This window comes from Kluyvera genomosp. 2 (assembly GCF_036759865.1).
GTDB classification, from domain to species: Bacteria; Pseudomonadota; Gammaproteobacteria; order Enterobacterales; family Enterobacteriaceae; genus Kluyvera; species Kluyvera ascorbata_B.
The window spans coordinates 124,594-150,513 of record NZ_JAPKIA010000016.1; the positions used below are offsets into that span (position 1 = coordinate 124,594).

Sequence of the window (25,920 nt, forward strand, 5' to 3'; positions counted from 1 at the left end):
CAAAAAATGAAGATTATCCATCATAGATCGTCCCGGCGGAACTTTCTATGCTTTGCGACAGCCATCACATTTTTATAACGGGAGATTAACCGATGAATTCGTGCGTCGCAGAAAGCGGGACCCTGGCCCCCGCAAAACCTGCCTGGCGTGCCGTGTGGTCACTCGCCCTGGGGGTATTTGGTTTGATTACCGCGGAGTTTTTACCGGCGAGCCTGCTCACGCCAATGGCGGCGGGCCTCGGCGTAAGTGAAGGCATTGCCGGGCAAACGGTGACCGCTACCGCGCTGGTCGCGCTGGTGACCGGGCTGCTGATTACCAGTGCCACAAAAAGTATCGATCGCCGCTGGGTACTGATGTTCTTCACGTTGCTACAAATTATCTCCAGTCTGCTGGTGGCGTTTGCCCCTTCGCTGCACGTGCTGCTGGCCGGACGGCTGCTGCTGGGGGTAGCGATAGGCGGCTTCTGGGCGATGTCGACCGCCACAACCCTGCGTCTGGTCCCGTCCAGCGACGTGCCGAAAGCGCTGTCGATTATCTTCGCCGGCGTGTCGATTGCCACCGTCGTAGCGGCTCCGCTCGGCAGCTACCTCGGCAGTCTGATTGGCTGGCGTAATGTCTTTATCCTCAGCGTAGTGCCCGGCGTGCTGGCGCTGCTGTGGCAGCTGTGGGTGTTGCCGTCCATGCGCCCGGAAAGCGGCGGTAGCCTCGGCACGCTGTTTACCGTGCTGCGCCGACCGGGGATGATCGGCGGGCTGCTGGCGACCATCTTTATTTTCAGCGGCCATTTTGCTTTCTTCACCTATCTGCGCCCGTTCCTCGAAACGGTTGGCCGGGTGAGCGTAGAAACCATTTCGCTGATCTTGCTCGGTTTTGGCGTGGCGAACGTGATTGGCACCTCGATTGCCGGGCACCTGCTGGCGCGTAACCTGCGCCTGACGCTTGCGCTGGTGCCGTTTGCAATGGGGGTGCTGGCGCTGCTGATGGTGGCCTTCGGGCATCTGGCGCTGCTGGATGGCCTGCTGGTGACGCTGTGGGGGTTTGCGTTTGGCCTGGTCCCGGTGGGCTGGTCGACCTGGCTTGCCACCACCGTTCCGGATGAAGCGGAAAGCGCTGGGGGCCTGCTGGTCGCCTCCATCCAGTTGGCCATCAGCGCCGGTGCGGCAGGCGGCGGGCTGGTGTTCGATCTGAACGGCGCGAGCGGCGTTTTCACCGCCAGCGGCGTACTGCTGGTGGCGGCGATGATGGTCGTGTTGGCTGGCGTGCGGGGGAAAGGCGCGGTGGCCGAGTAGACCGGCCACCGTTTGGGGGCTATCAGGCGAGCAGATAGCTCAGCCCGGTAAAGGCCACCATGCCCGCAATGACCGTGGCGAACAGGCTACGGCTGAGGATACCAACCAGCGTTGCCGCCGCTGCGGCCAGCAGTGAGATACTGATACCGCCAGCGGTTAACGCGGGTTTACCCACCAGCTCGGCGGCAATAATCGCCGACATAATGGCGGCGGGGATAAAGCTGAGCCACTGCTGTAGCGCGGGCGGCATGCGGAATCGCGAGAGCAGCAGAATGGGGACGGTGCGCATGAGTGCGGTAACCACGGCGGAGGCGATAATGGCAAACAGAATTGAACGCTGCATCTTAGTGCTCCCCTTTGCTGAACAGGCGTAGCCCCAGCGTTGCGAGGGTTGCGGAAACCGAGGCCGCGACGATCACCACCACGCTGGTATCGACGTGGCCTGACAGCATCAGCGTAATCAGCACTGAAATCGCAATGGCGGCGGTTTCCAGCCCCCGACGGCGGCTAGCGAACCAGAGCATGAGCACCAGCCCGATAAACATCGACACAAGACTGAAGCTCAGCCCTTCCATCAGCGCAGGCGGCAGCGCCGAGGCAAGCCCGGCACCGACGATGCAGGCGAGGATCCAGTTCAGCCAGGCGGCCACGTTAATCCCCAGCATCCATGCAAACGGCACTTTGCCGTGCGTGCCGCCGTACTGAACGGCGACGCCGAAGGTTTCATCGGTCAACAGCAGGCCGCTGGCCACTTTTTGCAGCGTGCTGTGTTCGCGAAAGAAGACGCTCATGGCCGAGCTCATCAGCAGATAGCGTAAGTTGACCAGCAGGACGCTGACCACCACCGAGGCGACCTCCGCGCCAGCGGCCCACAGGGAATAGAACAGAAACTGCGCCGAACCTGCGTACAGCAGACTGGCCAGCAGCGCCGTTTGCAGGGTGGTAAAGCCCGCCAGCGTGCCGATGGCGCCAGCGGCAAAGCCAATACTCCAGTAGCCGGGAATGGTAGGGAAGCAGGCCACTACCCCGGCGCGAAACTGTACTCTGGCCTCGTGATTGGACGACGCCGCTGTTTTCATCAGCATTAATGATTCCCGTGATATAAAGCGCGATAATTATATGTGTTCGTACACATACGATTATCATATGACGGAAGCGGGCGCACGCGGAAAATCGACGTTGGCGAGGGGAAATGCGGCGGCACAACGGGCCGCCGCGGTGTGGTTTAGCGCCGGGCCCAGCGCAGGCTGTACTGATAGTGCGGCCGCTGGAGCAAATACTCCTCCGACACGCTTGGACTCCAGGAGTCATCGCCGCCGACGCCCATATGGAAACCGTCGATGTTCAGCCAGCTTCCGGCCTCTTCGACCAGCAGGTGGCGATGCGAGGTCTCCCGCAGCTGCGCCTGGCCGTAACGGCTGAGGTTAAACTGGAAATCGCCGCGCCAACTGTTCGCACCGTACGTCAGACGCGTGGTGCCGCAGCGCAGGCCGTTTTCGCTGGGGAAAACGTACGGGGTATACATCGCCGCCAGCGGAAGCTGCCAGAGATCGTAGCGCGCGCTGGCGCAGCGGTCAGGGTAGTTCTCGTGCGGGCCCAGCCCCTGCCAGCTCACTTCTGCTGCGATCTCCGTGAGCTGGCAGGTCAGGCCAATCCGCGCGGGCGGAGGCGTGCTGCGAGACACGTCAACCTCGACGTTTATCTGGAGCTCACCCTGGTCATCGATGAGATAGCTTTTGCGGCTGATAAACAGCAGCCTGCCGTGGGCCAGCCAGTGATGCTCTGACTGCAGTAATACGCCTCGCGCCAGCGTATCGGCGTGGAGCCGGGCCAGGCGGCAGGTCATGTCGTAGTGACCAGCTGCTTTCCAGCGTTCGACCCAGGCGTTGGGATCGATACGCGTGACTTCGCTGACGCCAATATCGTTGTCCAGCGGCGCGCGGGTGAACTGATCCTGTAAGGGCGATAACAGCACATTTTCACCGTCGCAGACCCACTGGCTCAGCAAACCGCTGGTGCGATCGAAGTGCCAACGCTGAGCGCCATGCGTGATGGTGTAGTGGCTGTCGCTTTGCGCCAGCACCGGCACGCTACCGCGTTCAGCGGCTGGCGTGTATTCCAGTTGGCCCGGCAGCTGCCACTGCGCATGGGCGCAAACGTGGCCCGCGTCGCTCCATGGCGTTGCGGCAGTCTGGCGCACCTCGACGTTCAGCCAGAGCGGGCCGCTGCGGCTGATTTCCGGCAGCGCCAGCGTGATTGTCTGCTGGCCACGCGGTGCAATATTCAGCGCGACGCTGCCGCTAGCCAGGGTTTCGCCCTCCTGTTTTAGTGCCCAGAACAGCCGTTCATTATCGGTCGCGCGGAACAGATACTCGCTGGCGATCGTCAGTTGGTTATCAGCAAGCCACTGGAACTGGAAGAACTGCTGCGCATGACGCGCCTCGTACAGCGCCGGATGTGGCGTACGATCGGCAAACACGAGGCCGTTCATGCAAAACTGGCGGTCGTTTGGCGTATCGCCAAAATCGCCGCCGTAGGCTGAGAAGCACTGGCCATTGGCATCGCGCTTGTTGAGCGACTGATCGACCCAATCCCAGATAAACCCGCCCTGCAGGCGTGGATACTGGCGGAAAGCTTGCCAGTATTTATGGAAACCGCCGAGGCTGTTGCCCATCGCATGAGCGTATTCGCAAAGGATGAGCGGCCGGGTTTCATCCGGCATACCGATCCATTTTTTAATCGACCATTTCGGCACCTGCGGGAAGGGCTGATCCTGGTCAACGCGAGCGTACATCGGGCAGATAATATCGGTCGCCGCGCTGTTGGCGCCGCCGCCTTCGTACTGCACCGGGCGGCTAGGGTCGTTGAATTTTATCCAGCGATAGAGCGCGTCGTGGTTGGCGCCGTGCCCGGATTCGTTGCCCAGCGACCAGATGATAATCGAGGGGTGATTGCGATCGCGCTGTACCATTCGCGTGACGCGTTCGCTCATGGCCGGCAACCAGCGCGGATCGTCGGTCAGCCGGTTCATTGGCACCATACCGTGCGTTTCAATGTTGGCCTCATCCACCACGTACAGCCCGTAGATATCGCACAAACGATACCACTGCGGGTGGTTAGGGTAGTGGGAGCAGCGCACGGCGTTAAAGTTATTTTGCTTCATCAGCAGGATATCGCGGCGCATGGTTTCCATATCCATAACCTGGCCGTTATCCGGATGATGTTCGTGACGGTTAACGCCGCGAATCAGCAGCGGCTGGCCGTTAACCTTGAGCAGACCGTTGCTGATTTCAACCTTTCTGAAGCCGGTATCATAGGCCTCTGCTTCCACCAGCGTTATGCCGCGCTTGAGCAGGACCACGGTCCGGTACAGCGTCGGCACTTCCGCACTCCACAACGCCGGGTTGTCTACCGTCAGGCGCAGCGTGGTGCGATCGTTGTAGCACCCGCGCTCGTCAATAATCTCGCTCCCCAGCGCCTGTTCGCATTCGGCCACCAGGCGGCCTTCCTGCCAGAGCTGAACGGCAATGCGCGTATCGTCGGTGATATCGCCTTCGACGACGACCTGCGCCTCCAGCGTGGCGCGGTTGAAATCGGCGTTAAGATGGGGAAGCAGCTGGACGTCGCACAGGCGCATATCCGGCTTATGCAGCAGCGTGACGTCACGGAAAATGCCGCTCATGCGCCACATATCCTGGTCTTCCAGATAGCTGCCATCGCTCCAGCGCAGCACCATCACCGCCAGGCGGTTTTCACCGGCAACCAGCAGGCGGCTCAAGTCAAACTCAGACGGCAGTCGGCTGTCCTGCGCATAGCCCACCCACTGGCCGTTACACCACAGATGGAAGGCGGAATTGACGCCATCAAAAATGACCCGCGTTTGACCGCTGTTCAGCCAATCAGGATTGACGTGAAATGTGAGCGAGTAACATCCGGTGGGGTTATCCTGTGGCACGAAGGGCGGATTGACCGGGATCGGGTAGGTCACGTTGGTGTAAATCGGCGCGTCGTAGCCTGCCATTTGCCAGTTGGAGGGAACCACAATCTCATCAGATTCAGGCAGGTCGCACTCAGTCCAACTCTCGGGTACCGACTCTGGCCGCGTAAAATAGCTGAATTGCCAGCGCCCGTTCAGACTTTGCTGTGACGTCGAGGCGGTATCGTGCAGCGCCGCATCGGCGCTGCGCCAGCTGGCAAACGGTGGATGGGCGGCCAGCGCGTTAAGCTGGGTGACGGCGGGGTTTTCCCAGTCGCGGCGGGCGAGGATGGCGGCTAACGAGAGAGGTTGTTGGCGCATTTTGCAGTATCCTTGAGTGTTTTTGTGATTCGCTCACAATCAGGATTACTATGCGAGGCGCGCCCGCACTTGTACAGCCCGAGCGCGAGAGAGGGTGATAAAACTCACAAATATTCGCCACGGCGCTCCGCCATGGCGCAGCGGGCTATTTCAGTCGTGCGACCTGGCGGGCGAGGCGGGATAACGCGTCAGCAAGCTGCTGCGCTGAGGGGGACTCAGTCTGCGGCGCCGCGGTGGTTTTCCGTTCGATAAGGCTAACCGGCAGCAGTTCAGAGACGGCGTCCTGGCCTTCGATCAACGCCAGCAAACGCTCAACGGCGATATTGCCCAACGTTTTAAAATCCTGCTTGATGGTGGTGAGCGGCGGCGTAAAGCAGGCGCTATCCTCCGTATCGTCATAGCCCACCACCGAGACGGCGCCCGGTACCGGCAGACCGAACTCATGCAGCGCCCGCAGCGCGCCTAGCGCCATCTGATCGTTACCGACCAGTATGGCGCTGGGGACAATTCCGTCGTGAAGCAATCGGGTCACGTGCTGATAACCCGACAGCGAGCTCCAGTCACCGTGCACGATCGCCGCTGGGGCAAGCTGGTGTGCGGCAAGACACGCCTGCCAGCCCTCAAAACGAAGACGTGCTGATACCGAGCTGAGTGGGCCGGTGAGCAGGGCAATATGCTGATGCCCTAATGCGACCAGGTGCTCAACGCCAAGACGCGCCCCCATCTGCGGGTCGAAAACGATGTGATGCATGTCGGTGGACGGCGAGATATCCAGAAACAGCACCGGTATTGCGCCGCACAGACGCACGATCTCCTGTGCCCGATCGTCTTCCATGGGAATATTGATCAGGATGCCATCAACGCGCTGTGACAGCAGTTGACTGACAGCGGCCTTGCTGGCTTCCGCTCCTGACTGTTCGGTCATGGAAATCACGACGTTAAACTGCCGTTCCCCGGCGCGCGATTTAGCGGCGGCGACAATCTGCGACGGCGCATGCAGCGCGAGGTTGCTGGTGGCAAAGCCCAGCGTATGGCTCAGCTTGCCCGCCAGCTGCTGCGCCATCCGGTTCGGAATATAGTTCAGCGCATCCATCGCCGCTTCCACCTTGAGCCGCGTTCTCTCTGAGACATGAGCGGCCTGATTGATGACCCGTGAGACCGTCTGATAAGAGACGTTGGCGCGCTCGGCGACATCATAAAGCGTGACAGACTTCGGTTTCATGCCGGGATTCCTTGTCGTTTTGCATGTTGAACATGGCGGTCGGGCTGCGAAAAACGTTGGGATATCATAGCATTTGTTGTTAAAAGGCGCACGGTGGCGCGGCGGCGACTCTGCGCTGAACCCCGCCGTGCCCGGATCAATTACCGTGAATGACGCAGCGTTTCGCCACACCGATCGCAGTCAATCTCATGCTGACAGCGGACAGGGGTAACGCAATCCGCCAGCCAATGCGCAACATTTAATACGGCTTCGGGATGTGAATGCGTGGAATGCACCATCTCCGCGTCGCTGGCGGGCGCCAGTTTTTCTATTACGTGCGATCCCGTCGGTGTTTCCGAGGAAGAGACAAACATTTCCGGGCAAAATATCAATCGCCAATCCCCGTAGGCCAACGCTTTGGCCGCCGCGAGCCAGAATGAAAAAATGTTGATGGGCAGTGCGGCCGTTATAAGGATGTTAGCCATCTCCTGCTTTTTCTTGATGACCGTATAGAGGTGCGTGAGCCCCACGCTGATTGCGCCAATGAGAAAGACGGCAAGCCAGTCAAACTGGCCAACCGCAGCATTATAGAGGCTGAGTAAAATGAAAATCAGGTAGCTGAGAATAAAAGGCGTATGGCGATTTTTATGCGCCTCCCTGGAGGCGGCGTTTAATTGGGCTAGCACGCCAAAGCAGGATTCGTGTGCAAAACTGGCAAATCTTAATGCAGAATCGGCCTCATCGCCGATGGCGTGAAATATAGCGACCCGGCGATAATTCACGGAGTCATTTTCCGCTTCACTTTCCGCCTCATTTGCATATGACTTTCTGCAACGAGTGGTCAGCCCTATTTCAAGTAGTGCAGCCAACGGCACCGCTAACGCAAGAAAAATATAATCGGTAATGCCTATTATTTCTGCGATGACGGCGATTGGCAGCATGACGGCAAAGGTGAAGCCAAAGACGTTGGTACTCAGTAGTTTCCCTGCCGAGCGCGATAATGTTTTTCTGTACAGGAACGGGGTGGAAAGTAAACACGCGCCGCGGACTTTACCCGCGATATTCGGGTAAGTATGCGACATTTCGCGAACGATATTGCCGCCGTGGCTGTGAGCAATAATATAATGATGCTGGCTGGGAGAACGTTCAATTTTCGCCGCGAGCTCCTTCGCGGCCAGGGTTCTGGCCTTCGGCGTATTCGCGCCGCTCCAGCAAAAGCGCATGAATTTGGCCGTCGGAAGTTTGTCTGCGATAGCCTGTCTCATGGCGGATCCCGGCTTTGTCCATGATGCTTCCGTTTCGAAGGTGCCGTGTACGAGATGGATGATAATCGTGCTGGCGCCGATGTCCTCATCGCTGATTGTGCCGTCAGGGATTTTATCAGCGCGCGCTGGCGTTACGCGGCGATAAAGCCGTTTGGACCATTGTTTAGCGTTGAAGTAGATAGTCAGGAATAAGTAACCGACGGCAAGCATTAAAATGAGCAGGGCGACCGGTAGGGTCAATAGACCTATTGCGAGGGTTTTCAGAATATAGAGCGCGCTGCCCTTGTAGTGTCGGCAAAGGAAATAGAGACAGGAGGTCGCAAAAAGCATGATCGGCGCGAGTAGAATACCGGTGATAATAATGGTCACGAGAACAGAGAAAGGGGCACCTGCCAGCATATTATGTCCTTTAAGCTTTCTAAGAAACGCTATTTGACGCATCGTATTCGAATAACGTCAGGTGAGTGTCTGATGTATTGCGCGGATTGTACGTGATGAGGAACAGCGATAGGGCAAGCCCTGGAAAAACGTGAGATCCTTCTGCTCAGGCGCTAATTGAATTGAAAATATTATGTTTTAACCCAGATTTACGCTGTTTTTAACAGGCGTTCGCTTATCGGGAAAACCGTGTGGCGCCTAACCGCTAGTAGGTAGTTGACAGATAACCACAATAGATTGGTGGTTATCTTGCCGAGATAGGCCGATAATGAGCCCCCTTTTCTAGTCTTAAGTTTAAGCTGGAGGTTATATGGAGCTTAATCGGAGGCAATTCTTCCGAATGTGTGCGGGCGGTCTGGCAGGGACAACTGTCGCCTCTCTTGGTTTTCTATCCTCATTTTCCGTTCAGGCGGAAACCCGTCAATACAAACTCTTAAAAGCAAAAGAGACGCGTAACAACTGTACCTACTGCTCCGTTGGCTGCGGCATGCTTATGTATAGCCTCGGCGATAACGCTAAAAATGTGAGCGAAAGTATCTACCACGTTGAAGGCGATGCGGATCATCCGGTCAGCCGCGGTTCGCTGTGCCCCAAAGGCGCTGGCGTGGTCGATTTTATCAACAGCGACAACCGGCTGCTCTACCCGGAGTACCGTGCACCGGGCAGCGATAAATGGCAGCGGATAAGCTGGGACGACGCGTTTACGCGCATCGCGCGTTTACTCAAAGACGATCGTGACGCCAACTTTGTCGTCAAAAACGCGGCGGGCGTGACGGTAAACCGCTGGGCGACAACCAGTATGCTGTGTTCCTCAGCGGCCAGTAACGAAACCGGGATTATCGACAATAAATTTGCGCGCGGCCTGGGCATGGTGGCGGTTGAGAACCAGGCGCGTCTGTGCCATGGCCCGACTGTCTCCGCGTTGGCGCCGAGCTTTGGTCGCGGTGCGATGACCAACAACTGGATTGATATTCGCAACGCCGATGTGATTCTGATTATGGGCGGCAACGCCGCAGAAGCGCACCCGGTGGGGTTCAAGTGGGTCATTGAGGCGAAGAAAAGCCGCGGCGCGAAGCTGATGGTGGTTGACCCGCGCTTTAACCGCTCGGCGGCCGTCGCCGACCTGTATGCGCCGCTGCGCCCAGGCAGCGACGTGGCTTTCCTGTCCGGCATCGTCAATTATCTGTTAAGCCACGATAAAATTCAGCATCAGTACGTGCGTGAATTCACCAACGCCAGCCTGATTGTCCGCGAGGACTACCGTTTTGATGATGGTTTGTTCAGCGGTTATGACGAAGCGACCCGCCAGTACGATCGCAGCAGCTGGGCCTATGCGCTCGACGCCGACGGTCAGGTACAGCGTGATGATACGCTAAGCCATCCGCGCTGCGTGTTTAATTTGCTCAAAGCGCACGTCAGCCGCTACACCCCGGAAATGGTGGAAACCGTCTGCGGCACGCCGCGCGAAGAATTTCTGCGCGTGGCGCAGACGCTGGCCGAAACCGCAGCCGTCAATAAAACGGCGTCAATTCTCTACGCGCTGGGCTGGACGCATCACACCAACGGCGCGCAGATCATCCGCACCGCGGCGATTGTGCAACTGCTGTTGGGCAATATCGGCATGATGGGCGGCGGGATTAACGCGCTGCGCGGCCACTCAAACGTTCAGGGCTACACCGATCTTGGCCTGCTGGATGGCTCGCTGCCGGGCTACTTGCCGCTGCCGAGTGAAAAACAGACCACCCTTGATGCGTTGCTGGCGCAGGCTACGCCGAAAACGACGCTGCCTGGCCAGGTTAACTTCTGGCAGAACACTCCGGCATTTATGGTCAGCCTGCTGAAGGGTTTTTACGGTGATGCCGCCACGGCGGAAAACCAGTGGGGCTACGACTACCTGCCGAAGTGGGATAAAAAGTACGACGTGCTCAGCCAGGTCGACATGATGGTCGGCGGCCAGTTTAACGGGCTGCTGGTACAGGGTTTCAACGCGCTGGCATCTTTCCCGAATAAAAACAAAGCCGTCGAGGCATTCTCGAAGTTGAAATTTATGGTGGTCATGGACCCGCTTGCCACCGAGACCGCCAGCTTCTGGCAGAACCACGACGAAATGAACGACGTGGATAGCAGTAAAATCCAGACCGAAGTGTTCCGTCTGCCGACCGCCTGCTTTGCCGAAGAAAATGGCTCGGTGGCTAACTCATCACGCTGGCTTCAATGGCACTACACGGCCGCCAATCCGCCGGGCGAAGCGCTGCACGATAGCAAAATTCTCGCGCATCTGTTCCTGCGCCTGCGCGAGCTGTATCGCGAAGAGGGCGGCGTGGCGCCGGAGCCGCTGATGGCCATTGACTGGCGTTATGCTAATCCGCACGATCCGCTGCCGGAAGAGATCGCCCGCGAAAGCAACGGTCGCGCGCTGAAAGATATCTACGATAAAGAGGGCAACCTGCTGGCGAAAGCCGGGCAGCAGTTGAGTACCTTTGCCCATCTGCGTGATGACGGCTCGACCAGCAGCCTGTGCTGGATCTACGCCGGGAGCTGGACGGAGCAGGGCAACCAGATGGCGAACCGCGATAACGCCGATCCATCGGGGCTCGGTGCGGTGAACAACTGGTCATGGGCCTGGCCGCTCAATCGTCGCATTCTCTATAACCGTGCCTCCGCCGACGCGCAGGGTAAACCGTGGGATGCAAAACGTCCGCTGATGCAGTGGAACGGTAAAAAATGGCAGGGGCTGGACGTCCCGGACTTCCCGCCGACGTCGGCGCCGGAAGAAAAGGTCGGGCCATTCATTATGCTGCCGGATGGCATGGGGCACCTGTTTGCACTCAACAAGCTGGCAGACGGACCGTTCCCGGAGCACTACGAGCCGATGGAAACGCCGATTGGTACCAATCCGCTGCATCCGAATGTGGTGCATAGCCCGGTGGTGCGTCTGTTTGAAAGCGATAAAAAAACGCTCGGTAACGCGCAGGCGTTTCCGTACGTTGGCACCACGTATTCCATCACCGAATTGTTCCGCCACTGGACCAAACACGCGCGTTTGAACGCCATCGCGCAGCCGCAGCAGTTCGTTGAGATTGGCGAACAGCTGGCGCAGGAAAAGGGCATTAAGGCCGGTGATTGGGTCAAAGTCTCTTCGCAGCGCGGCTTTATCAAAGCCAAAGCGGTGGTGACCGCGCGCCTGCAAACCCTGACCGTTGCCGGGAAAGCGGTACCGACCATCGGTATTCCCTGCCACTGGGGCTTTGAGGGGACGACCCGCAAAGGGTTCCTGGCCAATACGCTGACGCCGTCGGTCGGCGACGCCAACTCACAGACGCCGGAATTTAAGGCGTTTTTAGTTAACGTTGAGAAGGCGTAAGGAGGCGAATTATGTCTATGGAATCACAGGATATTATCAAACGTTCGGCGACCAACGGTATGACGCCGCCGCCGCAGGCGCGCAACTATAAACAGGAGGTGGCGAAGCTCATTGACGTCACCACCTGCATCGGTTGCAAAGGGTGCCAGGTGGCCTGCGCCGAGTGGAACGACATTCGCGATAGCGTGGGAGAATGCGTCGGGGTGTACGATAACCCTACCGATCTGAGCGCCAAGTCATGGACGGTGATGCGTTTTAGCGAAACCGCCGTTAACGGACGGCTGGAGTGGCTGATTCGTAAAGACGGCTGTATGCACTGCGCGGATCCCGGCTGTCTGAAGGCCTGCCCATCGGCGGGCGCGATTATTCAGTATGCCAACGGGATCGTCGATTTTCAGTCAGAACACTGTATCGGCTGCGGCTACTGTATTGCCGGCTGCCCGTTCAATATTCCGCGCCTTAACCCGGAAGATAATCGCGTCTATAAATGCACGCTGTGCGTCGATCGCATCAGCGTCGGCCAGGAGCCGGCCTGCGTGAAAACCTGCCCGACCGGTGCGATTCACTTTGGCACCAAGGCGGAAATGTTGACGCTGGCCGACGCGCGCATTGAAGAGCTGAAATCGCGCGGTTATGCCAACGCCGGGCTGTACAACCCTCAGGGCGTTGGTGGAACGCACGTGATGTACGTGCTGCATCACGCCGACCAGCCTGGGCTGTACCACAACCTGCCCACGGAGCCGAAAATTGATACCTCGGTCAATCTGTGGAAAGGCATTCTGAAGCCGCTTTCCGCCGCCGGGTTTATCGCCACCTTTGCCGGGCTTATCTACCACTACGTGGGCATAGGGCCGAACAAAGAGAGCGATGACGACGAAGAGGAGGACTCTCATGAATAAGAGCAAAATGATCCTGCGTACGAAATTTATCGATCGTGCCTGTCACTGGACCGTGGTGATCTGCTTTTTCCTGGTGTCGCTTTCAGGCATTGCGTTGTTTTTCCCGACCCTGCAATGGCTGACGGAAACCTTCGGGACACCGCAGATGGGGCGTATTTTGCACCCCTTCTTCGGCGTGGCGATCTTTGTGGCGCTGATGTTTATGTTTGTGCGCTTCGTCCATCACAACATCCCGGATAAGCAGGATATTCCGTGGGTCAAAGGGATTGTTGAAGTCCTCAAAGGTAACGAACACAAGGTTGCCTACGTCGGCAAGTACAACGCCGGGCAGAAAATGATGTTCTGGACCATTATGAGCATGATTTTTGTGCTGCTGACGACCGGTCTGATTATCTGGCGGCCGTATCTTGCCGCGTACTTCCCGATTCCGGTTGTGCGCTATAGTCTGCTGATCCACGCGACGGCGGCGATTATTCTGATCCATGCGATCCTCATCCATATGTATATGGCGTTCTGGGTGAAAGGATCGATTAAAGGGATGATCGAAGGGAAGGTGAGCCGCCGCTGGGCGCGCAAACACCATCCGCGCTGGTATCGCCAGATTGAAGACGCGGAAAACGCCGCGCAGCAGGATGCTGAATCCCGTTAGGCCTGTCTGAACCGTCGCGCCTGCTTTCCGGGGCGCGACGTGTGTCTTCGCGCCGCCTGGCGATTGAAATGATTGATCATTCTCCCCGAACGGGCTTCCGATGATCGTGCCGCGCTGGTAAAGTGAGCAATGTTGAATCACATAACCAGAAGGGTATCGACGGTGAGCGGGCGCATTGACTACCAGATTGAGAAATACCGCTTTACGGAAGCCAGCGAGAGTGCGCGCCTGACGCAGCAGTGGGCTGATGTGATGGAGGAATGCCGTACCACCGGCGCGGGGGCCGAAGAGCGCCTGCGTATTGCGCTGCTGAACGTCGATTATGTCACCAGCTTCGAGCTGCCTTTCCGCCTGTTACTGATTCGCGCCCCCCAACTGATTGCCAGCGTACGCGAGGCGCTGCCGCTGAGCCAGAAAAGCGCGGTGTTTAACGGCAAGCGTTTCGGCTGCGTATACAGCCTGAAAAGCGCGCTGAACGACGTGCCGGATACGTTTCAGTATCATCTCTCTACCCGCATTCGCCGCAGCGATGCCCAGGGGCACGGTGAGCTGCCGTATCGCGAAATCGCCCAGCAAATAAAACAGCCGCGCGAGCGTCTGCGCCTGGCGCTGGAGCAGGGGCTGACCGTGACCGCGCTGGACGGCCTGTTCTGGTTCGGGATCCAGCGTATGGCTGCCGATATTCAGCGGTTGCGCAAAACCGGCATGCGCATTACCACCGGCGAAACGGACGTGTTCGACACGCTGACCACCACCACCCGGCGGGTGCCGTTTTATCAGCTTAGCGTGGCTGCACCCGCACGGCGTTCTCAAGCCGCCTGATAGCCGGTACCAGGCTGGCGGCTGCGGTGGCGACAACCACCGCAACGGCGGCGACCATCAGCACCCGGCTGCTGCCATACTGCATGGCCAGCGGCCCGGCAACCAGTTCACCAAACGGAATGGCCACGAAGGAGCCGACGGCGTCGTAGGCATAAACTCGGGCGAGTTTTTCCGCCGGGATATGCGTTTGCAGCGAATGCGCCCAGGATACGCCGAACAGGCCGAAGGCCACGCCGGTGATGAAGAAGGCGCCGGTCAGCCACGATGCGGAGGCCTGCTGGCTGAGCAGCATAATGGGTACGGCACAAAGCCCGACCAGTATCATGCCAATAAACAGATCGCGACGCGGGCGCCAGCGCAGGGCGAGGCTGGTCCCCGCAATCAGGCCGACGCTCTGGGCGGCAATGATAATCCCCCAGCGGGTGCGCCCAAACGAGGCGTCAGCGATGGCCGGTCCAAGCACCATCACCACCCCGCTGAATGCCGCATTGATTATCGTAAACTGAACCACGATAGCCCACACCCACGGGCGGCTGGCGAACTCTTTCCAGCCCTCTTTTAAGTCCTGCAGAATATGGCTTTGCGCCTCGCTCGTTTTAATCGCGCTGGCGCGAATCAAAAAATAGAGCGGCGCAGAAGCGGCAAAGCCCAGCGCATCAACGGCCAGCCCCCATCCAGGGCCAATCGCGCTGGCCAGAATCCCGCCCAGCGAGGCTCCGATCACCGTACCGCCGTAGATACCCAACTGAATTAAACCGTTTGCCTCGCGTAAGTTTTGTGCCGGTACCGTCTGGGGGATCAGCGCGGATGAAGCGGGCAATGCGATACCCGCCGCCGCGCCGTTCAGCGCGCCGAGCAGCGCCAGGCTTAGCACCGACGCCGAGCCGTCCAGCACTGACCACGCCACGATGGCCTGCGACACGGCGGCGGTCAGCGAGGAGTAAACCAGCACGCGACTGCGCGAATAGCGGTCAGCCAGCACGCCGCCCAGCAGCAGAAAGACAACGTTAAAGATAGACCTCGAGGCCACCACAATCCCCAGTTCCGAGACGGTACCGCCCATATCGAGGACGGCAAACGCCAGCGCGATGGGCGCAATGCTGTTACCCAGAACGGTGAGCAAACGGGCAGTGAAAAGGCGGCGGAAGGCGGGAAAGCGGTAAGCATGAACTTTTTTATTATACGTATTCATTGTGGCACTAGGCTGTGGGTTGGCGAACGAACTGATTCGCTTGGTCGGTTATGCGAAAAAGCGGTCGCTAGAATATCACGTAAATTCAATACGTGAGGTAGGGTTGTGAGACTTTTGGCCGCGGATGACGCAGTGCAGACTGCTGAAGCCTTCGTCCACCTCTGGCGACGTTGAAAAACGCGATCCCGGTGAATTTATCAACGAGACTCACGTCACGTAAAAGGCAAAAAGTTACCCATATTCATAGTGTTGCTGTTTAAAGATTTCTATTCCGCTTGTAAAGTAATCAAAATTGCAAATAAATATTACTAAACATATTTGTTTCGATAATAACAACGATATACAGGATAAGGGATGAAAGCGTTATATCAGGCAGGGATCATACTGGCAGTTAGTCAACCCATTTGGGCAGCCCCGCTGTCACCTGCCGATCGTAACAGCATCGAACAGCAGCAACAGCAGTTGCTCCTTCAGAACCAGCAGCAGCGCGAATCACTGGAGCGCGCAGTGCCACTTCGCTCCTCTCAGCCTGAACAACCTGTATCGTCATCCGGGCCGTGTTTTACCGTCAATCGCATCGTCCTTGATGGCGCCACGTTGATGGATGCCCGCAGGCAGCAGAAATTACTCTCCCCCTGGCTGAATCAGTGCCTGGATATCGCCCGCATCAATCAACTCACCAATCAGGTTTCTGACTGGTATATCAGCCAGGGATATATCACCAGCCGCGCTTTTCTGACCGAGCAGGATTTACGCTCGGGTGAGCTGCATCTGGCGATTCTGGAAGGCCGGCTGGAGAAAATCCGCATGGACGGTGCGTCCGGGCGCGAGCTGAACATGACGTTTCCAGGGCTCGAAGGCAAGATCCTTAACCTGCGTGATATTGAACAAGGTATGGAGCAAATTAACCGCGCCCGTACCACGCCGGTTCAGATTGAAATACTGCCGGGCGATAAGCAGGGATGGTCGATAGTGCATTTGACGGCGGCCCCTGAATTCCCGCTGTCGGGCTCCGTCAGCGTTGACAACAGCGGCCAGAAAAGTACGGGCGCCGGGCAAATTAACGCCGGGCTGAATGGCAATAACCTGTTGGGCCTTGCCGATAGATGGTTTATTTACGGCGGCCGTAGCAGCGCGTTTTCGAACGCAAAAGATGCACAAAATTTTGCAGCGGGCGTCAGCGTACCTTATGGCTACAGCCTGCTGGATTACAGCTACAGCTGGAACAATTACCTCAGTACCATCGAGCATAACGGCTACTTATGGCGTTCGAGTGGCGATACCGAAACACACCGCGTGAATTTGTCGCGGGTGCTGTTCCGCAACGGGGATATCAAAACGGGCGTCTCCCTCGGATTAAGCCATCGTATCAACCATAACTACCTCGACGATATCCTGCTGCAAAGCAGCAGTCGTAAACTCACCAGCCTGCTGTTCGGCCTGAATCACACTCAGAAAATGTGGGGGGGCGTCGGGACGTTTAACCCGACCTTCAGTCGCGGCATGCCGTGGCTGGATGCCGAACGCGACGGCAGTAAAAACGGTGACTTACCGAAAGCGCAGTTCCGCAAATGGAGCCTGAACGCCAGCTTTCAGCGCCCGGTGGCCGACAACCTGTGGTGGCTGGCAAGCGTCTATGGGCAGTGGTCGCCGGATCGCCTGTATGGCAGCGAGCGCATGACCCTCGGTGGCGAAAGTTCGGTGCGCGGGTTCAAAGAGCAAAGCATTTCCGGTGACAATGGCGCGTACTGGCGAAACGAACTCAGCTACACGCTGTTCACGCTGCCGGTCATCGGCCAGGTCAGCGCATTAGCCGCCGTCGACGGTGGCTGGCTGCATTCCAACAGGCTTGATTCCTATGCCGCAGGCACGCTCTGGGGCACTGCCGCAGGGCTGAGTACCGCTAACCGCTGGGTATCGACCTCGTTCACCGTTGGGCTGCCACTTGATTATCCGCACTGGCTTGAGCCGGATCACGTCAGTATTTACTACCGCGTTGCCGTCGCGTTTTAAGGGATTACCGTCATGAATCAGCCTCCCGTTCGCTTCACCTACCGTCTGCTCAGCTACCTGGTGAGCGGCCTGCTCGCCACGCAGCCGTTGCTGCCAGCCGTTGCCGCCACGCTGACGCCAACGGGTAATACCGCCACGGATAATGCAGCGAACGGTGTGCCGATAGTCAATATTGCCACGCCGAACGAGGCCGGGATTTCACACAACCAGTTTACGGATTACAACGTGGGCAAAGAGGGGCTGATCCTCAATAACGCCGCGGACAAACTTGCTCAAACACAGCTCGGCGGATTGATTAACGGCAACGCCAACCTGAAAGCGGGCAAGGAAGCGAAAGGCATCATTAACGAAGTGATCGGCGGCAACCGTTCACAGCTGCAGGGCTATACGGAAGTGGCGGGCAAGGCGGCAAACGTGATGGTCGCCAACCCGTACGGCATTACCTGTAACGGTTGCGGGTTTATCAACACGCCACAGGCCACCCTGACGACCGGGAAACCTGTTTTTGACGCCAGCGGCAATTTACAGGCGCTGGACGTGAAAAAAGGCAGTATCACCATTGAGGGCCAGGGGATTGACGCCAGCGGCAGCGATGCGTTGTCGATCATTTCCCGTGCAACCGAAGTGAACGCCGCCATTCATGCTAAGGATTTAAAGGTCATTGCCGGGGCCAACCGCGTTGGCAGTGATGGCAGCTTGCAGGCGCAGCAGGGTGAAGGCCCGGCGCCTACGGTGGCGGTGGATACCGGCGCGCTGGGCGGAATGTACGCCAACCGCATTCACCTGGTGTCCAGCGAGAAAGGGGTTGGGGTGAACCTCGGCGATCTGAATGCCCGCCAGGGCGACATCACCCTGGACGCCAACGGCAAACTCACCGTTCACAACAGCCTTGCCAGCGGGACGTTATCGGCAAAAGGTGAAGAACTTGCGCTGACGGGCGCGCACAAAGCCAACGGTAATCTTTCACTGAGCAGCCAGGGCGACATTGCCCTGAGCAACGGCACCCTGGCCAGCGATGGCGAGCTGGTACTGAATGCCAGCGGCACGATTTCGCATGTGAACGAAAAGCTGACCGTCGGAGGGGGAGCGACGCTGACGGCGAAAAACATCAGCCAGGATGCCGCCAGCGAGATTAACGCTGCCCGTGATATTGCGGTAAATGCTCACGATACGCTGAAAACGCAGGGGCAAATGACCGCCGGGCAAAACCTGACGGTAAGCAGCAACACCCTGACGCAGGACGGCAGTCTGCTGGCGCATAACCGGGCGCAGCTGAGCGCCGACACGCTGAATAACAACGGCTCCGTACAGGGCGCTGCCCTGACGGTGGACAGCTCAGCCCTCCGTAACGCTGGCTCCCTGCTGAGCGGCGGCGGTCTGACGGTCAATGCTCAGGATTTTACTCAAAGCGGCAGTATCGGCGCGAAGGGCTACGCGGATATCACCACCCTCGGCACGCTGATCAATACAGGCTCAGTGGTCAGCGATGATGCGCTGGTGCTGAACGCGCAGGCTGTGACGCAAAACGGTGTGCTGTCCGGTGGCAACGGGCTGACGGTGAATGCGCAGACCCTGAGCTCCGGTGAAAACTCGCTCACTCACAGCCATGCGGCCATGACGCTCAGCGCCACGACGACGACGCTGGACGGGGAGATCAGCGCAGACGGCGATCTCCAGCTTCAGAGCGACCGGCTCACTACGGCGGCGGGCGCACAGCTGCAGAGCGGCAATAATCTCAGTCTCAGCGCCCGGGAAGTGACGCTGGCGGGTACGCAGGCCGCACAAAACGCCATGACGGCCAACGCCCGCGAACAGCTGACCCACACCGGCAAAAGCAGCGCGGCAGCGCTGAGCCTTAGCGCACCGGCGCTGAGCAATAGCGGTGTGCTCGTGGCTTCCAGCCTGAACACCCAGTCGCAGCGGCTGACCAACAGCGGTCTGATGCAGGGAGATAACGCCCTCCTGATTGACGCGCAGACGCTGGACAACCAGCAGAACGGTACCCTCTACAGCGCGGCCAATCTGACGCTGGTTATTCCGGACATTCGCAACGGTGGGCTGATTACCAGCGACAGCGCTCTGACGTTACGCTCTGGTTCACTCCGTTATCCCGGCAAAATCATCGCTGAGACGCTGGACGTCAACGCGACGACGCTGAGCGGAGATGGCCTGTTGCAGGGGACCGGAGCGCTGACGCTGACCGGGGACACGCTCTCACAGGGCGGCAGCGGGCGCTGGCTGACGGCGGGCGATCTCGCCCTCAACGGTAACACACTGGATACCGCGGGGACTGTGCAGGGGCAAAACCTCAATGTTCAGGCGGAGAGCTGGGTGAACCGCGGCTCGGCGCTGGCAACCGGTCGTCTCAACGCCACGCTGGGTGAGTCACTGATTAACGACGGCGATCTGATGAGCCAGGGCCATTTCGGTCTGACTGCGCCTGCGCTGACTAACCACGGCAGCATTCTGGCGGCAGGTGACATGTCGCTTGCCGGAGACGTATTCTCCAGCGACGGCACGCTTCAGAGCGACACGCTTTCACTTGGTCATAACCGCATCGACAACAGCGGAACGATGACGGGCCTGCATGGACTGACGCTGAACAGCTCGGGCGCACTGAATAACCGCGGAGACCTGCTCAGCCAGAAATCACTGACGCTGAGCGCGGGAGAGGTCAACAACAGCGGCCGGCTTCAGGGACAAACTATAGCCTTAGACGGCAGCGGCCTGACCAACAGTGGGGCGATTCAGAGCGCGCTGGATTTAGCCCTGACCCTGAGCGGCGACCTGAACGCCGCTACCGGCAGCAAAATCACCGCGCTGGGCGAGGCACGTCTGGCGGGTAAAGCGCTGAGCAACCAGGGGCTGATCAGCGCCAGTACCCTGGCGGTGAACGGTGACTCGCTCAGCAATGACGGCGAAATCAGCGGCGTTAACGGCCTGAACGTGATGCTCAGCGGCACCCTGCAGCAGCAGGGCAAAATGCTGGCCGGTGGTGCGCTTACCGTCAATGCGGGTGATGTCAGCAACAGCGGGCAGGTTCAGGGCGCGGAAAGCCAAATCAGCGCCAGTTCGCTGACCAACAGCGGACGCGTGCAGGGCGACAGCGGCCTGACGCTCACGCTGTTGAATGCCCTGACCAACCAGGCGGGCGGCGTGCTGCTCAGCCAGAATGCATTAAACCTCACTGCGCCTGAACTGACCAACGACGGCACGATTCAGGGCAACGGTCAGACCACGCTCAGTGCGGTAACGCAGGCCCGCAACGGCGGCAACATTCTCTCCGGCGGTGACCTGACGTTTACCACGCCGGACTACAGCGGCAGCGGCTGGCTACAGGCCACTAACCTTATACTGAACGTGGCGAAGCTTGCCAGTAACGGCACCGTGATGGCGGCAAACCAGGCAACGCTGACCGGTAACAGCCTGAGCAACGGCGGCACCTTCCAGGCCGCACAGTTGAACGTGAGCATGCAGACCGTCACCAACAGCGGTACGCTGCTGGGCAACCAGGGGCTGACGCTTAAGGGGAACAGCCTTAATAACGCGGGCGGGAAGGTGTTCAGCGGCGGGGATATGCTCGCTGAAATGGTGTCGCTCAGCGGCGCTGGCCAGTTGGTGGCGCTCGGCAACCTGACGCTGAAGCTCACAAACAGCTTCACCGCGCAGGGCGTTATCGCTTCGAATAAACAGCTTGCAGTCAGTAGCCAGGGCGATATGACCAATGCCGGCACCTTGCAGGGCGACGGTATCACGCTGAACGCCGTGGGCAGACTGACCAACAGCGGACAGCTGACGGCAGGTACGGGCACCACGGTATTGAGCGGCAGTCAGATTGCGATGAATAGCAGCGGCAGCCTGCAGGCGGGTGGCGACGTTAACCTGACCAGCCGCGGCAATATTACGCTCGACGGGTTCACCGGTACGGCGGGCAATATGGTGCTGGCGGCAACGGGTTCACTTATCAATACCGCGCTGCTGTACGCGGGTAACAATCTGTCGTTGTTTGCCAACAGTATTCAGAACCTGCGGGGGGATATGCTGGTGGGCAATAACCTGGTGATGCAGAGAGATGCCAGCGGTACGGCGAATGCCGAGGTGGTGAATAGCTCCGGGAATATTGAGACTATTCACGGCGATATCACCATTAAAACCGGACATTTGCTTAACGAACGCACCGGGTTGACATCAACCATCCAGACAACGAATCTGACAACCACATACCCGTGGCTTGGACAAGCCACTGCTAATATTCCAGTGGCGGTACTCGGCGCGGATACGGTAACCCAGAAGAAAACCAGTTCGTATTCGTATGAGGGCTCCTGTGGCGGGGCATACTGTTTTGCCTATGAAGATACACGTTACTACTATGCCCCAATAGCCGGGTACGCGACGAGACAGTTCGCATTAAATCAGACTGAAAACCAGGTGAGTGCCCAAGGCGGGAGCGCGCGTATCGCTTCAGGGCGTGATATGACGATTGTTGCACAACAGCTTAACAATCAGGCCAGTGCAATACTGGCGGATCAAAACCTCATACTGACCGGGAATACACTGACTAACCAGAGTTATCAGAGTGGAACGTATACTGAGTATGCTGTGTACCAGTATGAACGCGTCATCACCGGAGGAAGTGGCCTTACTCCAGGCTACTCACCTACGCACCGCAATACTACTTATGAAAATACGGTACCGTATGTGCTGAAAGGTAACGTGACTGAGAGTATCAATGGTGAGCTTTTCCGGGCAGTGATCCAGGCCGGGGCTGGCGCAACGACTAACTTTACTGATTTTGTCAGCAATGAAAATATTACTGCTCAGGGCGATCGTGTCAGCAACACAATTGTTGCACCGGCTCTGAATGCATTGAGCCAACAGACTGTTGGCACTCCAGAACAGGGTCAGACACTGGCCGATACCGCGACGCTCCCGATTGACTCACTGGAATGGCGCGATCAGATTTCCGGTGCACTTCTGAACATGAGTGGAGGACAAACGCTGGATGCTGTGGATACCAGTGCATGGCCGCTTCCTTCCGGTGACAACGGCTACTTCGTCACCGCGACCGATCCGGACAGCCCGTATCTGATCACCGTTAACCCAAAACTCGATGGCCTCGGTCAGCTCGATCCGTCGCTGTTTGGTGATTTGTATAAGCTGCTGGGCATGACCCCTGGCGCAGCCCCACGCGAGACAGGTAGCCAGTATACCGACGTCAGCCAGTTCCTCGGCTCGTCCTATATGCTGGATCGTCTGGGTCTTGATCCTGACAACGACTACCGTTTCCTCGGCGACGCTGTGTTTGATACCCGCTATGTCAGTAACTACGTACTGAACCAGACCGGTAGCCGCTATATCAACGGCCTCGGTTCCGATCTTGATCAAATGCGCTACCTGATGGACAGCGCGGCCGCAGCGCAAACCTCGCTTGGCCTGACGTTTGGCGTTGCGCTTACAGCCGAACAGATTGCGACGCTCGACCACAGCATCCTGTGGTGGGAAAGCACCACCATCAACGGGCAGATTGTGATGGTGCCGAAGGTCTATCTCTCCCCGAAAGATGTCAGCGTACAAAATGGCAGCGTGATTAGCGGTAATAATGTGCAACTGGCGAGCGGCAACGTCACCAACGGCGGCAGTTCGCTGATTGCCCAAAATGGTTTGTCCATCGACAGTCGTAACAGCATCAGTAACCTCAATGCCGGGCTTATCAGCGCGGGCGGTGGGCTGGAGCTGAGCGCTCTGGGTGACATCAACAACATTAGCTCAGCGATTTCCGGTAAAACCGTACAGCTGGAAAGCACCGGCGGCAGCATCAATAACGTCACTCGCACCGAACAGTGGAGCGTAGGCGGCGACAGCCGTCACGGTAATGTTAGCGTCAGCGGCACCGATGTCGGGCAAACCGCTAGCATTACCGCCAGCGATGGTCTGTACATGGCGGCGGCAAATGACATCAATATCACCGGAGCGAACGTAACCGCAGGCGGCGACCTCGCAATGGGTGCAGGCAATAACATCAACATCGCCGCTAACCAGATTGCCGACAGCAGCAGCCAGTCAGGCTTACTGGGTAAACAAGACAACCGTTCGACTTCCACATCGAACCAGGGCAGCAGCATCATCGCGGGCGGTAACGCGGTGATGCAGGCAGGCCATGACCTGAATGTCACCGCGAGCGCCATCGACGCAGGCCAAACCGCGCAACTGGTGGCAGGCAACGACCTGAACCTGAACGCGGCGGGCAACGGGCAGACCAGCCGCATGGGCAGCAGCGAAAGCCATCAGAGCAGCGCAGACAGAACCACGATTTCAGCGGGCGACAACGTGACGCTGGTCGCCGGGCGGGACGTGACCAGCCAGGCGGCAGGCATTGCGGCGGAAGGGGATGTCGGTATTCAGGCCGGGCGTGACGTGAATCTGCTGGCGGAAGCCATTGTCAATGGCAGCAGTACGCGTGAGAGAAAGAAAACCGTCATTGACGAGTCCGTTCGCCAGCAGGGCACGGAGATTGCCAGCGGTGGCAACACCACGATTATCGCCGGTCGTGACGTAAACAGCGAAGCCGCGCAGGTGACCGCGCAGGGTGATATTGGCGTTGCCGCCGGTCGTGATGTTAACCTGACCACGGCAACGGAAAGCGATTATCACTACTTCGAGCAGACCAAAACCAAAAAAGGTTTCCTCAGCAAGAAGACGACTCATACTATTGAAGAAGACCGTGCGACCCGTGAGGCGGGCACGCTGCTTTCTGGTGATAACGTTACCGTTCAGGCGGGTAACAATCTGCAGGTGAAAGGCTCTTCCGTGGTGGGTGATAACGCCGTGGCGCTGGGGGCAGGTAACAACGTTGATATCGTTGCGGCCACCAACACAGACACCTCCTGGCGGTTTAAAGAGACGAAGAAAAGCGGTCTGATGGGCACCGGTGGCATCGGCCTGACCATCGGCAGCAGCAAATCAACCCATGACTTGCGTGAAAAAGGAACCACCCAGAGTCAGAGCTTCAGTACCGTAGGCTCGACGGGCGGTAGCGTGGCGATTTCCGCCGGAAACCAGCTTCACGTCGGTGGCGCTGAGCTTATCGCCGGGCAGGATTTAAGCCTTAGCGGCAACAGCGTCATCATCGAACCGGGGCACGACAAACGCACCCGCGATGAAACCTTTGAGCAGAAGAAAAGCGGGCTGACCCTGGCGCTCTCCGGTACGGTGGGCAGCGCCATTAATAACGCGGTCTCCAATGCGCAGGAAACGAAAGAGACCAGCGATAGTCGTCTGAAAGCCCTGCAGGCCACCAAAACGGCACTTTCTGGCGTACAGGCAGGGCAGGCCGCTGCCGTCGCTTCCGCCACCGGCGACCCGAACGCGATGGGTGTAAGTCTGTCGCTGACGACCCAGAAATCAAAATCGCAGCAGCATACCGAAAGCGATGACGTTTCCGGCAGCACGCTGAATGCCGGGAATAACCTGTCGGTGATTGCCACGGGTAAAAACAAGGGTGACAACAGCGGCAATATCGTGATTGCCGGCAGCCAGCTTAAAGCCGGTGGCGACACGCTCCTGAGCGCACAAAACGACATCCTGTTGAGCGGTGCGGCCAATACCCAGCAGTCCAGCGGGAAAAACAGCAGCAGTGGCGGCGGCGTTGGGGTCAGTATTGGTGCAGGTAAAGGGGCTGGTATCAGCGTATTTGCCAACGTCAATGCCGCCAGCGGCAAAGACAAAGGCAACGGTACCGACTGGACCGAGACCACTATCGACAGCGGGAAAACCGTTACGCTTACCAGTGGACGCGACATGGTACTCAATGGAGCCCAGGTCAGCGGTAATACCCTCATCGCCGATATCGGCCGCGACCTGCTGCTGAGCAGCCAGCAGAACAGCAACCAGTACGACAGTAAGCAAAGCAGCGTTGCCGCAGGCGGGAGCTTCACTTTCGGTACGATGACCGGCTCAGGCTATATCGGCGCCAGTCAGGACAAAATGAAGAGCCGATTCGACTCCGTCGCCGAGCAGACAGGTCTGTATGCCGGCCAGGGCGGTTTTGATATCACCGTCGGCAACCATACCCAACTGGACGGCGCGGTTATCGCCTCAACGGCCAGCGCAGATAAAAACAGCCTCGATACCGGAACGCTTGGTTTCAGCGATATCTATAATGAAGCGGATTTCAAAACGCAGCACTCGGGTATCAGCCTGAGCGGTGCCGGCGACTTTGGTGGCGACCAGTTCAAAGGCAATATGCCGGGTGGGATGATTTCTGCTGCGGGGAGCAGCGGACATGCTGAAGGTACGACTCAGGCTGCGGTGGCTAACGGTACCATTACCATCCGCAATACGGAAAATCAGCAGCAGGATGTGGCGAACCTGAGCCGTGATACGGAGCATGCCAATGACAGCATCAGCCCGATTTTCGACAAGGAGAAAGAGCAGAACCGCCTGAAGGCAATCGGACTTATTAGCGACATTGGCAATCAGGCCGCGGATATTG

At 58.3% G+C, this 25,920-nt stretch carries 13 protein-coding genes; 7 read left to right on the plus strand and 6 right to left on the minus strand.

Annotation, left to right across the window (positions count from 1 at the left end; genetic code table 11):
* Window positions 1-92: 92 nt before the first annotated feature.
* The gene (locus tag V6942_RS17755; protein WP_333501583.1) at window positions 93-1,289 is read left to right on the plus strand and encodes an MFS transporter; all 1,197 of its coding nucleotides are present in this window, start codon (window positions 93-95) and stop codon (window positions 1,287-1,289) included.
* Between the two features lie 22 nt (window positions 1,290-1,311).
* On the opposite strand, the gene V6942_RS17760 is transcribed toward V6942_RS17755, so the two are convergent.
* The 5 genes from V6942_RS17760 to V6942_RS17780 form a co-directional block, all read right to left on the minus strand.
* The gene (locus V6942_RS17760) at window positions 1,312-1,632 is read right to left on the minus strand and encodes an AzlD domain-containing protein (RefSeq protein WP_106930267.1); all 321 of its coding nucleotides are present in this window, start codon (window positions 1,630-1,632) and stop codon (window positions 1,312-1,314) included.
* A 1-nt stretch (window position 1,633) separates the two neighbouring features.
* Window positions 1,634-2,374, minus strand: a complete 741-nt coding sequence (locus V6942_RS17765; RefSeq protein ID WP_182930448.1) for an AzlC family ABC transporter permease — start codon at window positions 2,372-2,374, stop codon at window positions 1,634-1,636.
* A 140-nt stretch (window positions 2,375-2,514) separates the two neighbouring features.
* Window positions 2,515-5,586, minus strand: coding sequence for a beta-galactosidase (locus V6942_RS17770; protein ID WP_333501584.1), 3,072 nt, complete (start codon window positions 5,584-5,586; stop codon window positions 2,515-2,517).
* Between the two features lie 145 nt (window positions 5,587-5,731).
* Window positions 5,732-6,808, minus strand: coding sequence for a LacI family DNA-binding transcriptional regulator (locus tag V6942_RS17775; protein WP_106930258.1), 1,077 nt, complete (start codon window positions 6,806-6,808; stop codon window positions 5,732-5,734).
* A 140-nt stretch (window positions 6,809-6,948) separates the two neighbouring features.
* Window positions 6,949-8,451: a hypothetical protein gene (locus V6942_RS17780; protein ID WP_333501585.1), complete on the minus strand. Its 1,503-nt coding sequence runs from the start codon at window positions 8,449-8,451 to the stop codon at window positions 6,949-6,951.
* 349 nt (window positions 8,452-8,800) lie between these two features.
* On the opposite strand from V6942_RS17780, the gene fdnG reads away from it, so the two are divergent.
* The 4 genes from fdnG (at window position 8,801) to V6942_RS17800 (ending at window position 14,224) form a co-directional block, all read left to right on the plus strand.
* Complete coding sequence (gene fdnG, locus V6942_RS17785; RefSeq protein WP_106930253.1) at window positions 8,801-11,854, plus strand: formate dehydrogenase-N subunit alpha; 3,054 nt, start codon at window positions 8,801-8,803, stop codon at window positions 11,852-11,854.
* Between the two features lie 11 nt (window positions 11,855-11,865).
* Window positions 11,866-12,753, plus strand: coding sequence for a formate dehydrogenase subunit beta (gene fdxH / locus V6942_RS17790; RefSeq protein ID WP_106930250.1), 888 nt, complete (start codon window positions 11,866-11,868; stop codon window positions 12,751-12,753).
* Window positions 12,746-13,402, plus strand: coding sequence for a formate dehydrogenase-N subunit gamma (fdnI, locus tag V6942_RS17795; RefSeq protein WP_106930247.1), 657 nt, complete (start codon window positions 12,746-12,748; stop codon window positions 13,400-13,402). Before fdxH ends, fdnI begins: the two co-directional genes overlap by 8 nt.
* 162 nt (window positions 13,403-13,564) lie before the next feature.
* Window positions 13,565-14,224: a helix-turn-helix domain-containing protein gene (locus tag V6942_RS17800; RefSeq protein ID WP_106930244.1), complete on the plus strand. Its 660-nt coding sequence runs from the start codon at window positions 13,565-13,567 to the stop codon at window positions 14,222-14,224.
* Here V6942_RS17800 and V6942_RS17805 read toward each other — a convergent pair.
* On the minus strand, window positions 14,184-15,416 hold the full coding sequence (locus V6942_RS17805) for an MFS transporter (RefSeq protein WP_182930453.1): 1,233 nt from the start codon (window positions 15,414-15,416) through the stop codon (window positions 14,184-14,186). The genes V6942_RS17800 and V6942_RS17805 overlap by 41 nt on opposite strands.
* Window positions 15,417-15,770: 354 nt before the next feature.
* Between V6942_RS17805 and V6942_RS17810 the strand changes: the two genes are divergently transcribed.
* Complete coding sequence (locus V6942_RS17810; RefSeq protein WP_333501586.1) at window positions 15,771-17,429, plus strand: ShlB/FhaC/HecB family hemolysin secretion/activation protein; 1,659 nt, start codon at window positions 15,771-15,773, stop codon at window positions 17,427-17,429.
* Between the two features lie 12 nt (window positions 17,430-17,441).
* On the plus strand, window positions 17,442-25,920 hold an 8,479-nt coding region (locus V6942_RS17815; protein ID WP_333501587.1), incomplete at its 3' end, for a hemagglutinin repeat-containing protein.